The sequence below is a fragment of the Rhizobium sp. BR 317 genome (assembly GCF_047445835.1).
Taxonomy (GTDB): Bacteria; Pseudomonadota; Alphaproteobacteria; order Rhizobiales; family Rhizobiaceae; genus Rhizobium; species Rhizobium paranaense.
In genome coordinates this window covers 191,845-211,481 of record NZ_JARWLB010000001.1, presented here as the reverse complement: position 1 = coordinate 211,481, position 19,637 = coordinate 191,845, and the positions used below count along the sequence as shown (strand labels likewise).

The following is a 19,637-nucleotide window of genomic DNA, read 5'->3' as shown; positions in this document are numbered from 1 at the left end:
AAGAGTGAGCTAGCTCTCGCAATACAGACTGCACTCAAGTCGATTGCGGCTGCAAATATCGGTCGCGGAGATGAACTGTAGTTTGATCTATGCTCGGGTAAACCGTTGTTGCATTAATATTGATGCTGTCGAGTTGGGCGAGGATATGCTTCTTGTTCGTGATCCCTATTCGAGCGATTTCAATCCCGTCGGTGCCAACTTCCGGCAATATCGCCTCATGTCCAAATAGGAGGAATGCACCGGACTGAGATTTTATTCTACTGTTCGTCCTCTTAGCTTTGACACAGAGGATGGAGCCGAGATCATCGGGCTGGATGCGACCTTCAAAGTAGCTTTTTTCCGATTTGATATGGTGAAGTAGCTTGTGAGCGACATCTTCATTGTTAAACTGGATCAACTCCATACCGAGATTAATTTCGCTCTTTTGGCTGTTAGTGAGATTGGACAAATTGGATAAGCAACTCACAGTATCAGAGTCGTAGTATTTGATCTTCTCACGCTCGATACGGAATATGATGACTTCTCCGTCACTGTTCATAAGATCTTCCCTGCAATAACAGGCAAAAAATAGCGCCATTAGTGGATTGCCGGAGATATCCAACAGGCGGGTGGGTAGCCCGTAGTGCTGCATACGAACCAGGCGGTCAAAGCAATATTGATCGCCTTGGAATTCGTCATAATGCGCTATGAGTAATTCCTTACAGAGCCGATCCTCGTTCGGCATGTATTTCCATGCTCCATCCGGCCATTTCCTGAGAAGCGAAGGCGTCAACTCAAAGCTCGCATCCTCATGTCCACGATAGAAGTTTTCCATCGAGGTATTAACGGGCAATCCATGGAGTAAGCCAAGGAAAATCTCAACGCTATCTGCTACACCGATGATATTCTTCTCGCGCACCGGAGGCTCGGCAACGACGGTTGTCTCATCGGGAGTTAGCTGTTGTTCGATAGCGCCATGAAACTCTGGATAAGCTTGCGCAATCTTCCTAAGAATGTCTCGAAAATCACCCGATCGAACGGCCCAGTGCGTCCGGTAGAGCTGAAATCCGTCAGCCCCGAAGAGCTCTTTAGCCTCTTCTACGCTATCAAACTTTACCTCTCCAAAATCGATCACCACCTTAAAACGGGTCGAAACCTCTTTTCTGTCTGCTTGCGTCTGTCCTATGTGACCGTACTTGATCAGCATCGACACGAAGCCCAAATCTTTTGAAATCTCGCTACATAAGAATGTCGGCAACTTCTCAAGAAAGTCTATGGCGGTCGATCCAACCCCCTCGAGCCGCTTCTCGATATCTGTAGGGGTATATTCGAACATGCGACCTCTGCTCATGGTGAGGTCAATTTCATCCCCGTCTAGATAGTCCCGGTTGCCAAAGGAGATATAATTGAAGTTCTCCGACACGCCAGCGCTCCTCTGCGGCATATGCAGCCCTGCAATAGTCTGGGCTAGTATTCACATCTATCACCCCTACAATAAGATCTGGCTAACGGCCATAATATTGGAGCGGTGAAATTGGCGACGCGATACCTAACAAGATGAAGATCTTTTTCCGGGAGGCTGCGCTTACCTTAAGCCGAATTTTCGTGCCTCCGAGGAAAACTACGCACTGATTGCAATCTATCTGACCACGAGAGAAAACTGGAATGCGACGGGAAAGCCTCGAATCTAGAAATTAAGGCTCCACAATTGGCACAAAGCGGTCTCCCACCTCTCTAAAATGGTCGTCAACCTTTGCTCCCTAACGATGGAAATAGGAATACGCTCAATTCATCCCAGCCCGCGCTTCCGCCTTTAGCTTGGCGATATCCCGCAGCGCCCCAACCAGAACGTCAGGCGTTTGAGCACCGCTCACCGCATATTGCTGGTCGAAGATGAAGAAGGGCACGCCGTTGACGCCGATCTTTTGGGCGGCGTCGATTTCGCCGACGATGAGATCGCGGTCGGCGTTGGAGGAGAGCAGGGTGGCGATGACGGAGCGGTCGAGGCCGGCCTTTTCGGCGATGTCCAGCAGCACGGCATGATCGCCGACATTGCGGCCTTCTTCGAAATTGGCCTTGAACAGGGCGGTGACCACCTTTTCCTGCTTCTCGCGGTCCTCGGTGCCTGCCCATTGGATGAGGCGATGGGCGTCAAGCGTGTTCGGGCCGATCTTGATCGCTTCGAAATCGAACTTGATGCCCACTTCGCGGCCGAGATCGGTCAGCATCTTGTGCGCCTGCGCGACGCGCTCGGCGCCGCCGAGCTTCTGCTCAAGCGCCGTCTTCTGGTCGACGCCTTCGGGCGGATAGTCGGGATTGAGGCGATAGGGCCGCCAGTTGATGTCGACGCCCACTTCGTCCTGCACCTCGGCGATTGCCAGCTCCAGCCGAGCCTTGCCGAGATAGCACCACGGACAAACGACGTCCGAGACGATATCGATCGTGATGCGTTCCATGGCTCAATCCTTCCGATCTATGGGGCTTTAAGGTGCCATCTAGGCCTTTAGGGCGGAGGCTTCAACCAGTTACCGAAAAGGAACCGGGTAACAATTGGCGGCGGAAGCCTTTATTGCACCGATGCATCCCACCAAACGGGCAACTGATAGCCATAGAGCGGCAGGACATCGGGATGGGCGATACGGCTGCGCCGCGCCACCCATTGCTGACCAATATGGTAGAGCGGCACGACATAGTAGCCGGAAATCAAGATACGATCGAAGGAGCGCACCGCATCCCGGAAATCTTCGGCGGAGCGGGCGGCAAGGAAATGATCCATCAACATGTCGACGTCAGGATCGGCGACACCCGCAAAATTGAGGCTGCCCTCGGTTTTGGCGGCAACAGACCCCCAACGCCCTACCTGCTCGATGCCAGGCGACAGCGATGACGGGTAGGCTTTCAAGATCATATCGTAATCGTAGCTTATCGTCCGGCGCTGATATTGCGAATCATCGACGGTGCGGATGGTCACCGCGATGCCGAGCAGCGCTAAAGATCGGCGATAGGCGATTGCGATACGTTCCTGGTCGGGATTCTGCGTCATGATCTCGAAGCTGAGTTGACGCCCGGTGCTATCGACCATCTTTTCGCCTTTGATCGTGTAGCCGCCCTGCTTGAGCAGATCGACGGCCTTGCGCAAAATGGCGCGGTCGCGACCAGAACCGTCGCTGACGGGCAGCCTGTAGGTGCCATCAAGTACATCTGGATCGATGCGATCCTTGATCGGGCCTAGCATGGCAAGCTCGCGTGCATCCGCGGGCACGCCGAGCGAGGAGAGGTCGGAGTTCTGCCAATAGCTCTGCGTGCGCGTATAGGCGTTCGAAGAGAGGCTCCGGTTCACCCATTCGAAATCAAAGGCAAGTGCTAGGCCCTGGCGAACCTTCTTGTTGGCAAAGATCGGCCGGCGCGTATTGAAGACGAAACCGAACATGCCACTCGGCAATTCCGGCTTAAAAACGTCTTTGACGACAGCGCCGGAGGTCACTGCCGGGAAATCATAGGCCACCTGCCAATGGCCGGGGCTGCCGTCGGGATAAATGTCGATGTCGCCTTTCTTGAAGGCTTCAAACAGCGTGGTTTCCTGCAGGAAATAATTGACTGAAATCTCGTCGTAATTGTCGACGCCGACTTTCACGGGAATGTCCTTGCCCCAATAATCGGGATTGCGCTCAAACACGATGCGCTGGCCGGGATCGATGCTCTTGACCCTATAGGGGCCAGAGCCGATCGGAATGCTGAGCGTCGTCCGGTCGAAATTATCGGGGTCGATCGCATGTTTCGGCAGGATCGGCAGCGACGAGGCGATGATCAGTGGCGTTTCGCGATTGGCCTTTTCGTTGAAATGGATCAGGACGCTATGCTCGCCGACCTTCTCCATCTTGCCGATCGTTTCCAGCCAGGACGAAAGCGGCACGCGACCCTTATCGTGCAGCAGTTGGAGGGTGAAGATCACATCCTCGGGCGTTACCGGCTGCCCATCCGACCACTTGGCATTCGGATTGAGGTTGAACTGAATATAGCTGCGGCTGTCGTCCCATTCGACCGTCTTCGCCAGCAATCCGTAAAGCGTGAAGGGCTCGTCACGCGAGCGCTGCATCAGCGATTCGTAGATGAGATTGCCGTAATCCGGATCCCACATGCCGCGCGCCGTCGTGCGCATGCTTTTCAGGATGAAGGGATTGAGATTGTCGAATGTGCCGACGACACCATAGTTGATATGGCCGCCCTTTTTTACGTTCGGATTGACGTAGGGAAAATGCGTATAATCCGCCGGTAGGGCGGGATCTCCATGCATAGCGATACCATAGAGCGGCTGAGCGAGCGCGGCACCGCAGAATGCTGAGAAGAACAGGAAAATAGCGATCCGGAGCGCTTGCATGGCATCCTTTCCGGTAAGGGGCATGATTCTGCGGAACCTTATCATGAGAGTGCCGAATCCAACACGCGCCTACGGGAATTCTTAGGTCTCGACAGAAAAGACCAAAGAAAAGCTGGATATCCGCGCCGGTGCGATGTAACAGGGGTGCCGGGTTTCTCGGGTCATGCATTTGCCTTAATCTTTCGACAGGTGGACGGCGGTTTGACCCGATTGGCATGGGGCGGCAGGCTGTCGTCCCGCATCGGATTTCAGGAGGCGGTTTCGCTATGACGTTCAAGACTGACAACAAAATGCGGGCAGGACTTTCTGCTCTGGCTCTCATGATCGGTGCAGCGCTTCCGGCTGCTGCTTTCGCTCAAGATGCCTCGGATGCAGCTCCTGCTGATGGTGGCGGTAACGCCGCTCAGCCGCGCCTCGGCTGGTACAAGACCTGCACCAAGCAGGACGACGCCGACATCTGCATCGTTCAGAACCTGATCATGGCCAACAACGGCCAGTTGGTGACTGCAGTCGGCCTCATCTCGGTCGACGGCAAGGTCAACCGCAAGATCCTTCAGATTTCCGTTCCGACCGCACGTCTGATCGCTCCCGGCATCACCATGCAGGTCGACGGTGGCAAGGGCCAGAAGATCGATTACGCCGTATGTCTGCCGGACAAGTGCACGGCCGAAGTGCCGCTGACCGACGCCATGATCGCAGCCTTGAAGAAGGGCACCGACGTGACCTTCACCTCGATCAACTTCCGTCGCGCTCCGAACCCGATCAAGATCTCGCTCGAAGGCTTCGGCGCTGCCTATGACGGCGCGGCAATCTCCGACTCGAAGCTGGCCGAAAGCCAGAAGAGCCTGCAGGACAGCATGCAGAAGAAGGCCGAAGAAGCTCGCAAGAAGCTGGAAGACGCCCAGAAGGCTGCAAAGCAGCAGTAAGCCGCAGGGCTTGCAGGGGTTGGCGATTGGCTGATCCCGCCTGGCCAGATCCGGGAAGTGATTCCCGACTAAAATCAAAAACCGCTTGCAACCGATTGTTGCGAGCGGTTTTTTCATTTGCCGGATGAAGGTATTCAAGCTTGACGCATCATACTGCCGCTTGCGGAGCTACAGGTGAGTCGAATGCAAGCCCCTGAGGAATTTCTGACGTCGATCGTCATCGCCGCGAACTGTTACTGGATGCCGGCAATTGGCCGGTGTCCGCTCAAAACGAAAGGGAAGACGTTGGGAGCGTCTTCCCTTCGAAAACTTGCATGAAATTGACGCTTAGTGGGCGAAGCTCATCTTGGGCTTGAACTCGCCTGTGGGCGCTTTATCGAAGATCTGAGCAATCTGCGGGTTACGGAGCGGGACACCGCTTTCGTCGCTGATCAGGTTCTGCTCGGACACGTATGCGACATATTCCGTCTCGTCGTTTTCGGCGAGAAGGTGGTAGAAGGGCTGGTCCTTGCTGGGCCGCACTTCTGCCGGGATGGAATTCCACCACTCTTCAGTGTTGGAGAATTCCGGATCGACGTCGAAGATGACACCGCGGAAGGGAAACATCCGGTGCCGAACCACGTCGCCTATGTTGAATTTTGCGTAGCGTTCTTTCATGGCGCGACTTCCTTTCAAGCAATCATGTGGTGAATTCCACCGCCGATATCAAGGATTTTGCCCCGTTTCCTTCATGCAATCGTCACATTCGATCAACGCTGTTCGCCCTACATTGTTCGATTGCGCGATACACGAATTGTAATGTCCAGTAAGGCAGCCGCGACCGAAAATACGTCTGCCTTACGCTTGCCAGCAAGCAAAAGCCCCGGCTGACCGGGGCTTTCACCTCGGTTCTTATGCCGAGTAGTACATATCGTATTCAACCGGATGCGGGGTCATTTCAAAGCGCATGACTTCCTGCATCTTTAGCTCGATGAAGGCATCGATCTGATCGTCGTCGAAGACGCCGCCGGCGGTCAGGAACTTGCGGTCCTTGTCCAGGCTTTCGAGCGCTTCGCGCAACGAGCCGCAGACCGTCGGGATCTTCTTCAGCTCCTTCGGCGGCAGATCGTACAGGTCCTTGTCCATGGCCTTGCCCGGATGGATCTTGTTCTTGATGCCGTCGAGGCCGGCCATCAGCATGGCGGCAAAGGCGAGATAAGGGTTGGCGGTCGGGTCGGGGAAGCGAACTTCGACGCGCTTTGCCTTCGGGTTGGAGCCGAACGGGATACGGCAGGAAGCCGAGCGGTTGCGAGCCGAGTAGGCGAGCAGAACCGGAGCCTCATAGCCCGGGACGAGACGCTTGTAGGAGTTCGTCGACGGGTTGGTGAAGGCGTTGATCGCCTTGGCATGCTTGATGATGCCGCCGATGTAGAAGAGGCAGCTCTCGGAGAGACCAGCATATTCGTCGCCGGCGAAAGTCGGCTTGCCGCTCTTCCAGATCGACTGGTGAACGTGCATGCCCGAGCCGTTGTCGCCGAAGATCGGCTTCGGCATGAAGGTTGCCGTCTTGCCATAGGCGTTGGCGACCTGATGAACGACGTACTTGTAGATCTGCATCTTGTCGGCGTTGCGCACGAGCGTGTCGAACTTGATGCCGAGCTCATGCTGGGCAGCCGCGACCTCGTGGTGATGCTTTTCGACGACGACGCCCATCTCGGCGAGAACCGTCAGCATCTCCGAACGCATGTCCTGGGCGCTGTCGACCGGCGGAACCGGGAAGTAGCCGCCCTTGACGCGCGGACGGTGGCCGAGGTTGCCGGTTTCATAGTCGGTATCGTCGTTGGACGGCAATTCGCTGGAGTCGAGCTTGAAGCCGGTGTTGTACGGATCGGCCTTGTACTTGACGTCGTCGAAGACGAAGAATTCGGCTTCCGGGCCGAAGAAAGCGGTGTCGCCGATGCCGGATGCCTTGAGGTAGGCTTCGGCCTTCTTGGCGGTGCCGCGCGGATCGCGGTTGTAGGCTTCGCCCGAGACCGGATCGAGAATGTCGCAGAGGATGACCATGGTGGACTGCGCGAAGAACGGATCCATGTGAACCGTGTCGGTATCGGGCATCAGCACCATGTCGGACTCGTTGATGGCCTTCCAACCCCCAATCGAGGAGCCGTCGAACATGACGCCATCGGCGAACATGTCTTCGTCGACGCAGACGACGTCCATCGTGACGTGCTGCAGCTTGCCCTTGGGATCCGTGAACCGCAGGTCAACGAACTTGACGTCGTTATCCTTGATTTGTTTGAGAATTTCGCTTGCGGTCGTCATTAAAACTACTTCCCTTGACTTAGATGACGATTACGAGCCTCGGCGTTGACGGCCGGGCCGGTTAGATGGCGTCTATACCTGTTTCTCCGGTGCGGATTCGAATGACCTCTTCCACATTGGAGACGAAAATCTTTCCGTCGCCGATCCGGCCGGTTTGCGCAGCCTTGCGGATGGCGTCGATCACCGCTTCCGCATTTTCGTCCGCCAATACGACTTCGACCTTCACCTTAGGCAGGAAGTCGACGACGTATTCGGCGCCACGGTAAAGCTCCGTGTGGCCTTTCTGACGACCGAAGCCCTTCGCTTCCGTGACAGTGATGCCCTGCAGACCGACTTCCTGAAGGGCTTCCTTCACTTCGTCCAGCTTGAAAGGCTTAATGATCGCTTCGATCTTTTTCATGAGAAAATGTCTCTCCGCTTCTCCCGTTACAGCAGGACCATTCCCCGCTTGGCCAACCTGATGCATGTATCATGCCAGTTTACGGAGGCCTGCCGTAAAAAATCCCGGCGAATTGATGCCGAGACCCCGGATTGATGAGGATTTTTCGGAAAAATGGAAGCGATTTCGCACCGAAATGCACGAGATAAGCAAAATTTTGCAAAAAAGTGCTGTATTTCTCACAATTGTACTTCGGGAGGATTTTGGATGTGTTTGCGTAATTATTATGCAAATGCGCGATATGTGGGCAAATGATGCCTCGGAATGGCGATTGTTTTTCAGGCAGGTTTCGCATTCAATGGCGTCCATCATGATGTCACCGCTCGCCGATCTGCTTCTTTCGCCCGAGGATATGGCCGCTGTCGATCAGGCGGCTGCCGCCTCTGGCATCGACTCCTACGGACTTATGGAAAGGGCAGGCCAGGCGGTGGCTGCGAGCGCCCTTCGGCATTTCCCGGAGGCCCTGCGATTTATCGTGCTCTGCGGCCCCGGCAATAATGGCGGCGACGGCTATGTCGCGGCGCGCGCCCTACGGCAAACCGGTGCGGAGGTTCGGGTCTTTCACCTTGGCGATCCCAAAATATTGAAAGGAGATGCCGCCCGCGCCTTTAAGGATTGTCCTGATGATGGAGAGGCGCTCGGGCGGTATGCGCCGCGCCCGGGAGACATCGTCATCGACGCCATTTTCGGCGCTGGCCTGTCCCGTCCCGTCTCCGATGAGGTGGCGGCGATCATCGCAGAAATTGCCGAGGCCCGCATTCCCGTCATCGCCGTCGACTTGCCCTCGGGTCTCGACGGCCGCAGTGGGCAGGTGCTGGGTGCTGCCTTTCGCGCCGTTCGCACGGTCACCTTCATGACCCGCAAACCCGGTCACCTGCTGATGCCAGGTCGCGACCTTTGTGGCGCGCTGGAAGTTTTCGACATCGGCATTCCCGCGCGCATTGTCCGCGCCCATGCGAACGGCCTGATCGCAGAAAACATGCCGGTGCAATGGCAGGCGGACCTGCCCCCGGCTGACACGGACACCCATAAATACAAGCGCGGTCATCTGGTGGTCTTTTCCGGCGGTGCGACCGCCACGGGTGCTGCCCGCATGTCGGCCATGGCGGGGCTGAGGGCGGGGGCAGGGCTCGTCACCATCGCCTCGCCGGAACAGGCGCTGTCCGTCAATGCCGGGCTGCTGACGGCGATCATGCTGCGCGCAGTCGACGACGAGGCCGCCTTGCGCGCCTGGCTCACCGACCAGCGCCTCTCGACTTTCGTCCTCGGTCCCGGTTTCGGCGCCGGCGAGAAGGCCCGGCAATTCGCGCTGGCTGTGAGTGACCGCCATCTGGTCCTCGACGCCGATGGCATCACTTCGTTTCGCGATGAACCGCAGCACTTGTTCGATGCTTTCTCGGAGGGCCCGACACGCCTGGTCTTGACGCCGCATGAGGGCGAATTCGCCCGCTTATTTCCCGATCTTGCTGCCGATGACGCATTAAGCAAGGTCGAGAAGGCGAGGGCGGCAGCAGCGCGCGCCCATGCCGCCATCATCTATAAAGGTGCCGACAGCGTTATCGCCGCACCCGACGGCCGGGCTTTGATCAATGCCAACGCGCCGCCATGGCTTGCCACCGCCGGCTCCGGCGACGTGCTCGCCGGCATCATCGGCGGGCTCCTGGCGCAGGGCACATCTGCGTTTGAAGCGGCGGCGGCCGGTGTCTGGCTGCATGGCCTTGCCGGGCAGCGCGCAGGCAAAGGGCTGACGGCCGAAGATCTCGTCGCCCATGTTGCTCCCTTCTAAGAGCAATTCCAGGAAAAGTGCGAAGCGGTTTTCCGTCCGGAATGCGTAAAAGCAAAGGGATAGAGCGATTACTTAGCCACTTCCTCCTGCAGCGCGATCGCGCCATGCGGAGCATTGACCTTGCCTTCATGGATCATGAAGGCAAAGACGTCGCGCGGCTCAGCCTTGACCTTGCGATCCCCATCGATCAGCGCCAGGTCATCGGGTATCTTGCCCTCCGCCCAGGTTTCCAACCGCTTCGCCCAGGCCTTCAATTCTTTCGGCGGATAACAGGTCTTGATGTCGTCGGATCCCTTCTGTAGGCGGGCATAGACGAAATCGGCGGTCACATCGGCGATCATCGGATATTCGAAATGCTCGGCGCAAACCGGCGCGACATTGTATTTGGCGAGCAAAGCGATGAATTCCGGCACTTTGAACGAGTCATGCCGGACCTCGACAACATGCTTCAGCGCCAAGCCGTCCTGCTTGTCCGGCAGCAATTTAAGGAACGCCTCGAAATCATCCGGATCGAACTTCTTGGTCGGCGCGAATTGCCAGAGAAGCGGCCCGAGATGATCGCCCAGTTCGCTGATGCCGGATTCAAGAAAGCGCTGCATCGATTCACCGGCCTCGGAAAGCACCCGCCGGTTGGTGACGAAACGTGTCGCCTTGAGTGAGAAGATGAAACCACCAGGAACATCGGCAGCCCATTTGGCAAAAACCTCCGGCTTCTGCGTGCTGTAATAGGTGCCGTTGACCTCGATCACCTTCAGCTTGCGGCTGGCAAAATTGAGTTCGTCCTTCTGCTTGAGCGTGTCGGGATAGAATGTCCCGCGCCAGGGCTCAAAGGTCCAGCCGCCGATACCGGTTCGGATCGTGCCTGCAGTGGTCATTCTCTCCTCCATTGATCGGCGAGGCTAACTTACTCCGCCGCCGCTACCTTCTTCATTGGCCGCCGCTCCAGCAGTTCCTTCAGAAACTGGCCGGTATAGGATCGCTTCTCCTTGACGATCGTCTCCGGCGTGCCCGCGGCGACGATTTCGCCGCCGCCGTCGCCGCCTTCGGGACCGAAGTCGAGGATCCAGTCGGCCGTCTTGATGACCTCGAGATTATGCTCGATGACAACAACCGAATTGCCCTGGTTGACCAGTTCGTGCAGCATTTCCAGCAGCTTGGCGACGTCGTGGAAGTGCAGGCCGGTGGTCGGTTCGTCGAGGATATAGAGCGTGCGCCCGGTCGATCGCTTCGACAGCTCCTTGGCCAGCTTGACGCGCTGTGCTTCGCCGCCCGAAAGCGTATTGGCCTGCTGACCGACCTTGATGTAGCCGAGACCGACATCCTTCAGAGATTGCAGTTTGTCGCGCACGGCAGGAACAGCCGCAAAGAAATCGACGCCTTCTTCGACCGTCATGTCGAGCACATCGGCGATCGACTTGGTCTTGAAGGTGACGTCCAGGGTCTCCCTGTTATAGCGCTTGCCGTGGCAGACGTCGCAGGTAACGTAGACGTCGGGCAGGAAGTGCATTTCGATCTTGATGACGCCATCGCCCTGGCAGGCTTCGCAACGGCCGCCCTTGACGTTGAAGGAGAAGCGGCCCGGCTGATAGCCGCGCGCTTTGGCCTCCGGCAGGCCGGCAAACCAATCGCGGATCGGCGTGAAGGCGCCGGTATAGGTCGCCGGGTTCGATCGCGGCGTGCGGCCGATCGGCGACTGGTCGATATCGATCACCTTGTCGATATGTTCGAAGCCATCGATGCGATCGTGGTCGGCCGGGATTTCGCGTGCGCCCATGACGCGGCGTGCGGCTGACTTATAGAGCGTCTCGACCAGGAAGGTGGACTTGCCGCCGCCTGAAACGCCGGTGACCGCGGTGAAGACGCCAAGCGGGATCGAGGCAGTGACGTTCTTGAGGTTGTTGCCTCTCGCGCCGATAACCTTGATCTCCTTGCCCTTCTTGGCCTTGCGGCGCTCGTCGGGAACGGGCACGCCGAGTTCGCCGGAGAGATATTTGCCGGTCAGCGATTTCGGATTGGCCATGATGTCCTGCGGCGTGCCATGCGCCACCACCTGGCCGCCATGTACGCCAGCGGCGGGACCGATATCGACGACATCATCCGCCGTCAGGATCGCATCCTCGTCGTGTTCGACGACGATCACCGTATTGCCGATGTCACGCAGATGTTTCAGCGTTTCCAGCAACCGGGCATTGTCGCGCTGATGCAGGCCGATCGACGGTTCGTCGAGGACATAGAGCACGCCCGTCAGGCCCGAGCCGATCTGCGAGGCCAGGCGAATACGCTGGCTTTCGCCGCCGGACAGCGTGCCGGAATTGCGCGATAGGCTCAGATATTCGAGACCGACATCGTTGAGGAAACGCAGTCGATCGCGGATCTCCTTGAGGATACGCACGGCGATCTCGTTCTGCTTGTCGGTGAACGTTTCCGGCAGCACATTGAACCAGTCGCGAGCGACCCGGATCGACATTTCCGCGACCTGGCTGATATGCAGCTTGTTGATCTTCACCGCCAGCGCTTCCGGCTTCAGGCGATAGCCGTTGCAAGCCGGGCAGGGCGCGGCCGACATGAAACGCTCGATCTCCTCGCGCGCCCAGGCGGAATCCGTTTCCTTCCAGCGCCGCTCGAGGTTCGGCACGATGCCTTCGAAATTCTTGTGCGTCGTATAGGAACGGGCACCGTCGGCGTAGTGGAACTCGATCTTATCCTCGGTGCCATTCAGAATAACGTCCTGCGCCGTGTCGGACAGGTCGCTCCAGCGGCTGCCGAGCTTGAAGCCGTAATGCTTGCCGAGCGCTTCCAGCGTCTGATTGTAATAGGGCGAGGTCGATTTGGCCCAGGGCGCGATCGCGCCGTCGCGCAGCGTGCGCTCCGGTTCCGGTACGATCAGGGCCGAGTCGATCTTTTGCAGTGAGCCAAGCCCGTCGCAGGAAGGGCAGGCGCCGAAGGGATTGTTGAACGAGAAGAGCCGCGGCTCGATTTCCGGAATGGTGAAGCCGGAAACCGGGCAGGCGAATTTTTCCGAAAACAGCACGCGTTCATGCGTCTCGTTCAGCGACTTGTTGGCGGAGCCGCCGGCCGCGGTTTCTTCCGGCGGCAACGGCTTATCAGCGAATTCTGCAACGGCAAGGCCGTCGGCGAGACGTAGCGAGGTTTCGAAGCTGTCCGCCAGGCGAGCCGAGACATCGGGTCTGACGACGATACGGTCGACCACAACGTCGATGTCGTGCTTGTATTTCTTGTCGAGCGCCGGGACATCGGCAATCTCGTAAAACTGCCCGTCGACCTTGACGCGCTGGAAGCCCTTTTTCATGAGCTCCGCCAGTTCCTTCTTGTATTCGCCCTTACGGCCGCGCACGAGCGGCGCCAGGATATAAAGCCTGGTACCTTCGCCGAAGGCGAGCACGCGGTCGACCATTTGGCTCACCGTCTGGCTCTCGATCGGCAGGCCGGTTGCCGGTGAATAGGGCACGCCGACGCGGGCAAACAGAAGACGCATATAGTCGTAGATTTCGGTAACGGTGCCGACCGTCGAGCGCGGGTTGCGCGACGTGGTCTTCTGCTCGATCGAAATCGCCGGCGACAGGCCGTCGATCTGGTCGACATCCGGCTTCTGCATCATCTCCAGGAACTGCCGCGCATAGGCCGACAGGCTCTCGACATAGCGGCGTTGTCCTTCGGCATAGATCGTGTCGAAGGCGAGCGAGGATTTGCCCGAGCCGGAAAGGCCGGTCATGACGATCAGCTTGTTGCGCGGAAGATCGAGATCGATCCCCTTGAGATTGTGCTCGCGTGCGCCACGTATGGAAATAGTCTTCAGTTCACTCATCGTCGTCTGCGGTCCCTTGGTGTCTGCCCTTATTTAGTGATGCTCGCCCGTGAGTCGAGGCTGAAATGAAGGACAGCGCCGGGTTTTCGATTCGGTTGACAGGATCATAGAGGTGAATTAGAACAAAGAAAGAACAAATTTGCCTTTGGGTCAAGGCCACATGTGATTTCGCATGTCATATAATGTCTGTGGATGAGCGCGGCAGATGGTGCCGCATAAATAGCGCCTGATGGCGGCAATGGTCTAAGGTGCTTGGATAGAATTTGGGAAGCCGTCGATGGGCGGCAAGCAGGGTAGGTAATCATGGCCGGTAGTGTGAACAAGGTAATTCTGGTTGGAAATCTCGGGGCGGACCCGGAAATCCGCCGTACGCAGGACGGCCGTCCGATCGCCAACCTCAATATCGCGACGTCGGAAACCTGGCGCGACCGCAATTCCGGCGAGCGCCGGGAAAAGACGGAATGGCACCGCGTCGTGATCTTCAATGAAGGTCTCTGCAAGGTTGCTGAGCAGTATCTGAAGAAGGGTGCCAAGGTCTATATCGAGGGCGCGCTTCAGACGCGTAAGTGGCAGGATCAGAACGGCCAGGATCGTTATTCGACCGAAATCGTGTTGCAGGGCTTCAATTCGACACTGACCATGCTGGATGGCCGTGGCGAAGGCGGCGGCGCTGTCGAAGGCGGTCGCGGTGGACGAGGCGGCGGTGACTTTGGCGCTGGTTACGGTGGCGACTATGGCGGTGACGACTATGGCCAGCCTTCGTCGCAGTCCTCCGGTCGTGGCGCTAGCGGTGGCCGTAGCGGCGCCGCAAGCAGCGGCGGCAGCAATTTCTCGCGCGATCTGGACGACGATATCCCGTTTTGATCGCCGCCTTGTTCGGTGGTCATGCCAATTGAGTTGAACAGGCCCGCTTTTCCGGCGGGTCTTTGCTTGTATGCTTCAGTCTATGTGAGCTTCAGTGCCGCTTTCGCGCCGTCCACCACGAATTGGGCGGCGAGCGCGGCGAGGATGACGCCGAGCAGGCGCGTCAGGATGGCGCGGCCGGTTGATCCCAGCATGCGGTCGAGCCGGTCCGAGATCGCCAAAGCCCCGTAGACCAGCCCGAGATTGACGGCGATAACGACGATCAACTGGGCTCGGTCGAACATTGTCTGAAGCGAACCGGCCAGCAGGATGGTTGCCGAAATGGCGCCGGGACCGGCGATCAGCGGCAGAGCCAGGGGAAATACCGCGATATTCTGGATATGATCCTTGGTGATTGCGACCTCCGTCGCTTTTTCCTTTCTGTCCTGCCGTCTCTCGAACACCATCTCGAAAGCGATCCAGAAGAGCAGCAGGCCGCCGGCAATGCGGAACGCGCCGATGGAAATGCCGAGAATGCCGAGCACGCTCGCGCCGAACAAGGCAAAGGCCGCCATGATGAAGAAAGCAATCAGCGAGCCGCGCAGCGCCACCTGATGGCGCTGGGCCCGGTTCATACCGGCTGTAAGGCCGATAAAGAGTGGAGCAAGACCTGGGGGGTCGACCGTGACGAGCAGCGTTGTGAAGGCATTGATCAGCGTATCCGCGCTCGCCATATAACCCCCGGGACATTTGTTTCTATTCGTTATTAGCCCATTGATATGCGAGGAATGACGTTTCGCAAAGCGCAATGCGGTGTAACCAAAACCTTCTGCCACGGAAATGTGCGATTTAGCGGGTTAAGAGGGCAAAAGCCTGTTTAAAAGCACCCGTCAAAATTGGCGCTTGCAGGGCCTTTCGGCTATAAATTTCGCAGTGATTCTAAAAGAGATCGTGATCTGTTTTGACTGAGCAAACACCACCCGGTGGCGGGAAGCTCCCGCCAGGCATCGAGCCAATTTCCATTATGGAGGAAATGCAGCGGTCGTATCTCGATTACGCGATGAGCGTGATCGTCAGCCGCGCGCTTCCCGATGTTCGCGATGGTCTCAAGCCCGTCCATCGGCGCATTCTGTACGGCATGTCGGAACTCGGGATCGACTGGAACAAGAAATATGTGAAATGCGCCCGCGTCACCGGTGACGTGATGGGTAAATACCATCCGCACGGCAACCTGGCGATTTACGACGCGCTTGCCCGCATGGCGCAGCCTTGGTCGCTTCGCCTGCCGCTGATCGATGGTCAGGGCAATTTCGGCTCCGTTGATGGCGACCCGCCGGCGGCTGAACGTTATACGGAATGCCGCCTGCAAAAGGTGGCTCATTCGCTGCTCGACGACCTCGATAAGGAAACCGTCGATTTCCGCGAGAACTATGACGGCACGTTGAGCGAGCCTGTCGTGGTGCCGGCAAAGTTCCCGAACTTGCTGGTCAACGGCTCCGGCGGCATCGCCGTCGGCATGGCGACCAATATCCCGCCGCATAACCTCTCCGAAGTGATCGACGGCTGCATTGCGCTGATCGACAATCCGGCGATCGAGCTGCCGGACATCATGCAGATCATCCCGGGTCCGGATTTTCCGACCGGTGCCAAGATTCTCGGCCGTGCCGGGATCCGTTCGGCCTACGAAACCGGACGCGGCTCCATCGTCATGCGCGGCGTCGCGACGATCGAGCCGATGCGCGGTGACCGCGAACAGATCATCATCACCGAAATTCCCTATCAGGTGAACAAGGCGACGATGATCGAGAAGATGGCCGAACTCGTGCGCGAAAAGCGCATTGAAGGCATCTCCGACCTGCGCGACGAATCCGACCGTCAGGGCTATCGCGTGGTGATCGAGCTGAAGCGCGATGCCAATGCCGACGTCATCCTCAATCAGCTTTATCGCTACACGCCGCTGCAGACCTCCTTCGGCGCCAACGTGGTCGCGTTGAACGGCGGCAAGCCGGAGCAGTTGACCCTGCTCGACATGCTGCGGGCTTTCGTCTCCTTCCGCGAGGACGTGGTCAGCCGCCGAACCAAGTATCTGCTGCGTAAGGCGCGCGAACGCGCGCACGTCTTGGTCGGTCTCGCCATCGCCGTCGCCAATATCGACGAAGTCATCCGCGTTATCCGCCACGCGCCCGATCCGCAATCGGCCCGCGAAGAACTGATGACGCGTCGCTGGCCGGCCGCAGACGTCGAATCCCTTATCCGGCTAATCGATGACCCACGTCACCGCATCAATGACGACGGCACCTACAATCTTTCCGAAGAGCAGGCGCGCGCAATTCTCGAACTGCGTCTTGCCCGCTTGACGGCACTCGGCCGCGACGAAATCGGCGATGAATTGAATAAGATCGGTGCCGAGATCAAGGACTATCTCGAGATACTGTCGTCGCGCGTCCGCATCCAAGCCATTGTAAAAGAAGAGCTTATTGCCGTTCGCGACGAATTCGGCACGCCGCGCCGCACCGAGATCGTCGACGGCGGCCTGGAGATGGACGATGAAGACCTGATTGCTCGCGAGGATATGGTCGTCACGGTTTCGCATCTCGGCTACATCAAGCGCGTGCCTCTGACCACCTATCGCGCCCAGCGCCGCGGCGGCAAAGGCCGCTCCGGAATGACCACGCGCGACGAGGATTTTGTTACCCGGCTATTTGTTTTGAATACGCATACGCCGGTTCTATTCTTCTCGTCGCACGGCATCGTCTACAAGGAGAAGGTCTGGCGTCTGCCGATCGGTACGCCGCAGTCGCGCGGCAAGGCGCTGATCAACATGCTGCCGCTGGAGCCCGGCGAGCGCATCACAACGATCATGCCGCTGCCGGAAGACGAGAGCACCTGGGACAATCTCGACGTCATGTTCTCGACGACGCGCGGCACAGTGCGCCGCAACAAGCTGTCGGATTTCGTTCAGGTCAACCGCAATGGCAAGATCGCCATGAAGCTGGAGGAGGAGGGCGACGAAATCCTCTCCGTCGAGACCTGCACCGAACATGATGACGTGCTTCTGACGACGGCGCTCGGCCAGTGTATCCGCTTCCCGGTTTCGGATGTTCGCGTCTTTGCTGGCCGCAATTCCATCGGCGTTCGCGGCATTACGCTGGCGTCGGGCGACAGCATCATCTCGATGACCATCGTCAATCACGTCGACGCCGAGCCGTGGGAGCGTGCCGCCTATCTCAAGCGCGCTGCCAGCGATCGCCGCTCGACCACGGGCGAGGATGAGGAAATCGCGCTGGTCGGTGAAGAAGTCACCGAAGAGGGACAGCTTAGCGATGAACGCTATGAAGAGCTGAAGGCGCTGGAACAATTCGTGCTGACGGTCTCGGAAAAAGGCTTCGGCAAGCGCTCGTCTTCGTACGATTTCCGCATTTCCGGCCGCGGCGGCAAGGGTATCCGCGCCACTGATACGTCGAAGACCGGCGAGATCGGCGAGCTTGTGGCCGCCTTCCCCGTTGCGGAAGGCGATCAGCTCATGCTCGTCTCGGATGGCGGCCAATTGATCCGTGTTCCTGTCAACGGCATCCGCATTGCCAGCCGTGCGACCAAGGGTGTCACCATCTTCTCGACCGCCAAGGATGAGAAGGTCGTTTCGGTCGAGCGCATCAGCGAGCCGGATGGCGAGGACGATACGGGTGACAATGGTGCCGAGGACGAGGTTCCGAACGGTGATGCGGAAGTCTCGAACGGTGATGCCGAGGGCGGCAGCGAGGAGTAAATCCTTCGCTGAGTTCCAACGAGGGAAGCTTGCAGCCTAACAGGCGCTCGTAAGTACCAATGGAATGTTTTCAATCGCATGAGCCTCACCACAGGCTCATGCGATTGTTTTTGGGGCATAGCCCAAGCAGAGCTTGCCGAATGATCGCGGTAGTTCCTATTCCGATTGCTTGTTGCTTTGGGAAAAGGGAGGAAGAACCTCCAGGCTTCCTCGCTCCAACTGTGCGAAAATCTCATCGTAGCCGAAGCGCGAGTGCCATCTGAGGGCGGTGCCTGCAGATTTCGATGCGTAAACACGATCGATGCTTTGCGGCAAAGGCCAGCTTCGTCGCGTGAATTCGGCGGCAAGCCTTGGCGCGCGCAATTTGATGATGGAGGCCGCATCGACGGCGAGCGCCTCGCAATCCTCTGGTATAAATGGCGTGCCGGCGGAGATGATATGCCGTTGAAAATGATCACCGTTGTTCGTCAGTGCCGCAGCATGAGCATCCGCGACATCTCGGATATCGACGCCGCGATGCAGCCGATAGGCAGCCATTACATTTGCCGGTTCTGGAAAGCTGCGAGACATGCGCAAAATCCGCACTTGCAGATCCGGGCCGGCCATATCCTCCAATATCCGCTCGGCTTCCAGCTTCGTGCGATGATAGATGCTTCTGGGTTGTGGCACGGTGTCTTCGTCGATCCACGTGCAGCGGCCCGGAAGAACCGTGTGGCCGTAAAGCGCCGTCGTGCTGGTAAAGACCAGTCGCTTCACGCCGGCTGCCAAGGATGCCTCAGCCAGCAGACGTGTTCCTTCGACATTGACGCGATGGAACTCGTCATCGGAGATCGTTCCGACATGAGGCGCGTGCAGGGCTGCGCAATGGACGATCGCATCCGCGCCCGTCAGCGCTTCGCGCAACAGCACCGCATCCGCAAAATCTCCGACGAGATGCGTTGTCGAAAACGGTGAGCGATCGACCGCTACAACCGCGTGATTTGGCGCCAAAGCGTTGAAGATCGCACGGCCGAGCCGCCCTGAGCTGCCGGTAAGAACAATGCGCACGTCGATCCCCTATGAAAACTGAATAGCCATAGCACGTTTGACGCGATTGCCGCGTGTCTTCGCGCAAACCAGCATCTTGCGGCAGCGGTAAGAGGCTCGCGGTGTAATGGGCACAAAAAACCGGACGCTGGGGGAGCGTCCGGTTCAAATTACCCCGAGCGATTGGAGGGCCGCACTCGGGATGGGGAGATATCGGAATACTTTGTCGTTCAAAGCGCCTTATGGTGCTTGTTCAGCTTCTTGCTCTCTTCGCTTTCGCGATGGAGCGCTGAGATTGTGGACGCGACGGACACAACGAACATGCTGCTGATGAAGAGCGTAAGCACCGTTAATATCGTGAACATGA

At 58.0% G+C, this 19,637-nt stretch carries 15 protein-coding genes; 4 read left to right on the top strand and 11 right to left on the bottom strand.

All coding sequences use genetic code 11. The features are described 5' to 3' along the window. Positions 1 to 34: 34 nt before the first annotated feature. The 3 genes from QD357_RS01015 to QD357_RS01005 all read right to left on the bottom strand — a co-directional run bounded on the left by QD357_RS01015 (position 35) and on the right by QD357_RS01005 (position 4,357). Complete coding sequence (locus tag QD357_RS01015) at positions 35 to 1,402, bottom strand: FRG domain-containing protein (RefSeq protein ID WP_245407459.1); 1,368 nt, start codon at positions 1,400 to 1,402, stop codon at positions 35 to 37. A 361-nt stretch (positions 1,403 to 1,763) separates the two neighbouring features. Continuing rightward, on the bottom strand, positions 1,764 to 2,435 hold the full coding sequence (locus QD357_RS01010) for a DsbA family oxidoreductase (protein WP_028753186.1): 672 nt from the start codon (positions 2,433 to 2,435) through the stop codon (positions 1,764 to 1,766). Positions 2,436 to 2,545: 110 nt separating this feature from the next. Next, positions 2,546 to 4,357 carry an extracellular solute-binding protein gene (locus QD357_RS01005; protein ID WP_107107998.1) on the bottom strand — a complete coding sequence of 604 codons (1,812 nt, stop codon included), beginning with the start codon at positions 4,355 to 4,357 and terminating at the stop codon, positions 2,546 to 2,548. A gap of 266 nt (positions 4,358 to 4,623) precedes the next feature. On the opposite strand from QD357_RS01005, the gene QD357_RS01000 reads away from it, so the two are divergent. Continuing rightward, positions 4,624 to 5,283, top strand: a complete 660-nt coding sequence (locus tag QD357_RS01000) for an invasion associated locus B family protein (protein WP_107107999.1) — start codon at positions 4,624 to 4,626, stop codon at positions 5,281 to 5,283. A gap of 327 nt (positions 5,284 to 5,610) precedes the next feature. Here QD357_RS01000 and hspQ read toward each other — a convergent pair whose 3' ends face one another. The 3 genes from hspQ to QD357_RS00985 all read right to left on the bottom strand — a co-directional run bounded on the left by hspQ (position 5,611) and on the right by QD357_RS00985 (position 7,984). Further along, entirely contained in the window at positions 5,611 to 5,940 is a 330-nt protein-coding gene (gene hspQ, locus QD357_RS00995; RefSeq protein ID WP_107108000.1) for a heat shock protein HspQ, read from the bottom strand. Between the two features lie 234 nt (positions 5,941 to 6,174). Beyond that, positions 6,175 to 7,584: a type I glutamate--ammonia ligase gene (glnA, locus tag QD357_RS00990; protein ID WP_107108001.1), complete on the bottom strand. Its 1,410-nt coding sequence runs from the start codon at positions 7,582 to 7,584 to the stop codon at positions 6,175 to 6,177. Between the two features lie 61 nt (positions 7,585 to 7,645). Further along, positions 7,646 to 7,984, bottom strand: a complete 339-nt coding sequence (locus QD357_RS00985; protein WP_003539626.1) for a P-II family nitrogen regulator — start codon at positions 7,982 to 7,984, stop codon at positions 7,646 to 7,648. Positions 7,985 to 8,333: 349 nt separating this feature from the next. Between QD357_RS00985 and QD357_RS00980 the strand changes: the two genes are divergently transcribed. Further along, a complete protein-coding gene (locus QD357_RS00980) occupies positions 8,334 to 9,809 on the top strand; it encodes an NAD(P)H-hydrate dehydratase (RefSeq protein ID WP_107108145.1) in 1,476 nt (491 codons plus the stop codon). Positions 9,810 to 9,877: 68 nt separating this feature from the next. Here QD357_RS00980 and QD357_RS00975 read toward each other — a convergent pair whose 3' ends face one another. Next, positions 9,878 to 10,684, bottom strand: coding sequence for a DUF72 domain-containing protein (locus QD357_RS00975; protein ID WP_107108002.1), 807 nt, complete (start codon positions 10,682 to 10,684; stop codon positions 9,878 to 9,880). A gap of 29 nt (positions 10,685 to 10,713) precedes the next feature. Then, entirely contained in the window at positions 10,714 to 13,635 is a 2,922-nt protein-coding gene (gene uvrA, locus QD357_RS00970; protein WP_107108003.1) for an excinuclease ABC subunit UvrA, read from the bottom strand. A gap of 303 nt (positions 13,636 to 13,938) precedes the next feature. Between uvrA and QD357_RS00965 the strand changes: the two genes are divergently transcribed. After that, a complete protein-coding gene (locus tag QD357_RS00965) occupies positions 13,939 to 14,499 on the top strand; it encodes a single-stranded DNA-binding protein (RefSeq protein ID WP_107108004.1) in 561 nt (186 codons plus the stop codon). An 80-nt stretch (positions 14,500 to 14,579) separates the two neighbouring features. Here the strand turns inward: QD357_RS00965 and QD357_RS00960 are convergent, their stop codons facing one another. Beyond that, entirely contained in the window at positions 14,580 to 15,212 is a 633-nt protein-coding gene (locus QD357_RS00960; protein WP_107108005.1) for a MarC family protein, read from the bottom strand. A 227-nt stretch (positions 15,213 to 15,439) separates the two neighbouring features. Between QD357_RS00960 and gyrA the strand changes: the two genes are divergently transcribed. After that, positions 15,440 to 18,244, top strand: a complete 2,805-nt coding sequence (gene gyrA, locus QD357_RS00955; RefSeq protein WP_107108006.1) for a DNA gyrase subunit A — start codon at positions 15,440 to 15,442, stop codon at positions 18,242 to 18,244. Positions 18,245 to 18,400: 156 nt separating this feature from the next. On the opposite strand, the gene QD357_RS00950 is transcribed toward gyrA, so the two are convergent. Next, on the bottom strand, positions 18,401 to 19,291 hold the full coding sequence (locus QD357_RS00950; protein ID WP_107108007.1) for an NAD-dependent epimerase/dehydratase family protein: 891 nt from the start codon (positions 19,289 to 19,291) through the stop codon (positions 18,401 to 18,403). Between the two features lie 209 nt (positions 19,292 to 19,500). After that, a complete protein-coding gene (locus QD357_RS00945) occupies positions 19,501 to 19,635 on the bottom strand; it encodes a hypothetical protein (protein WP_280951160.1) in 135 nt (44 codons plus the stop codon). Positions 19,636 to 19,637: the final 2 nt, after the last annotated feature.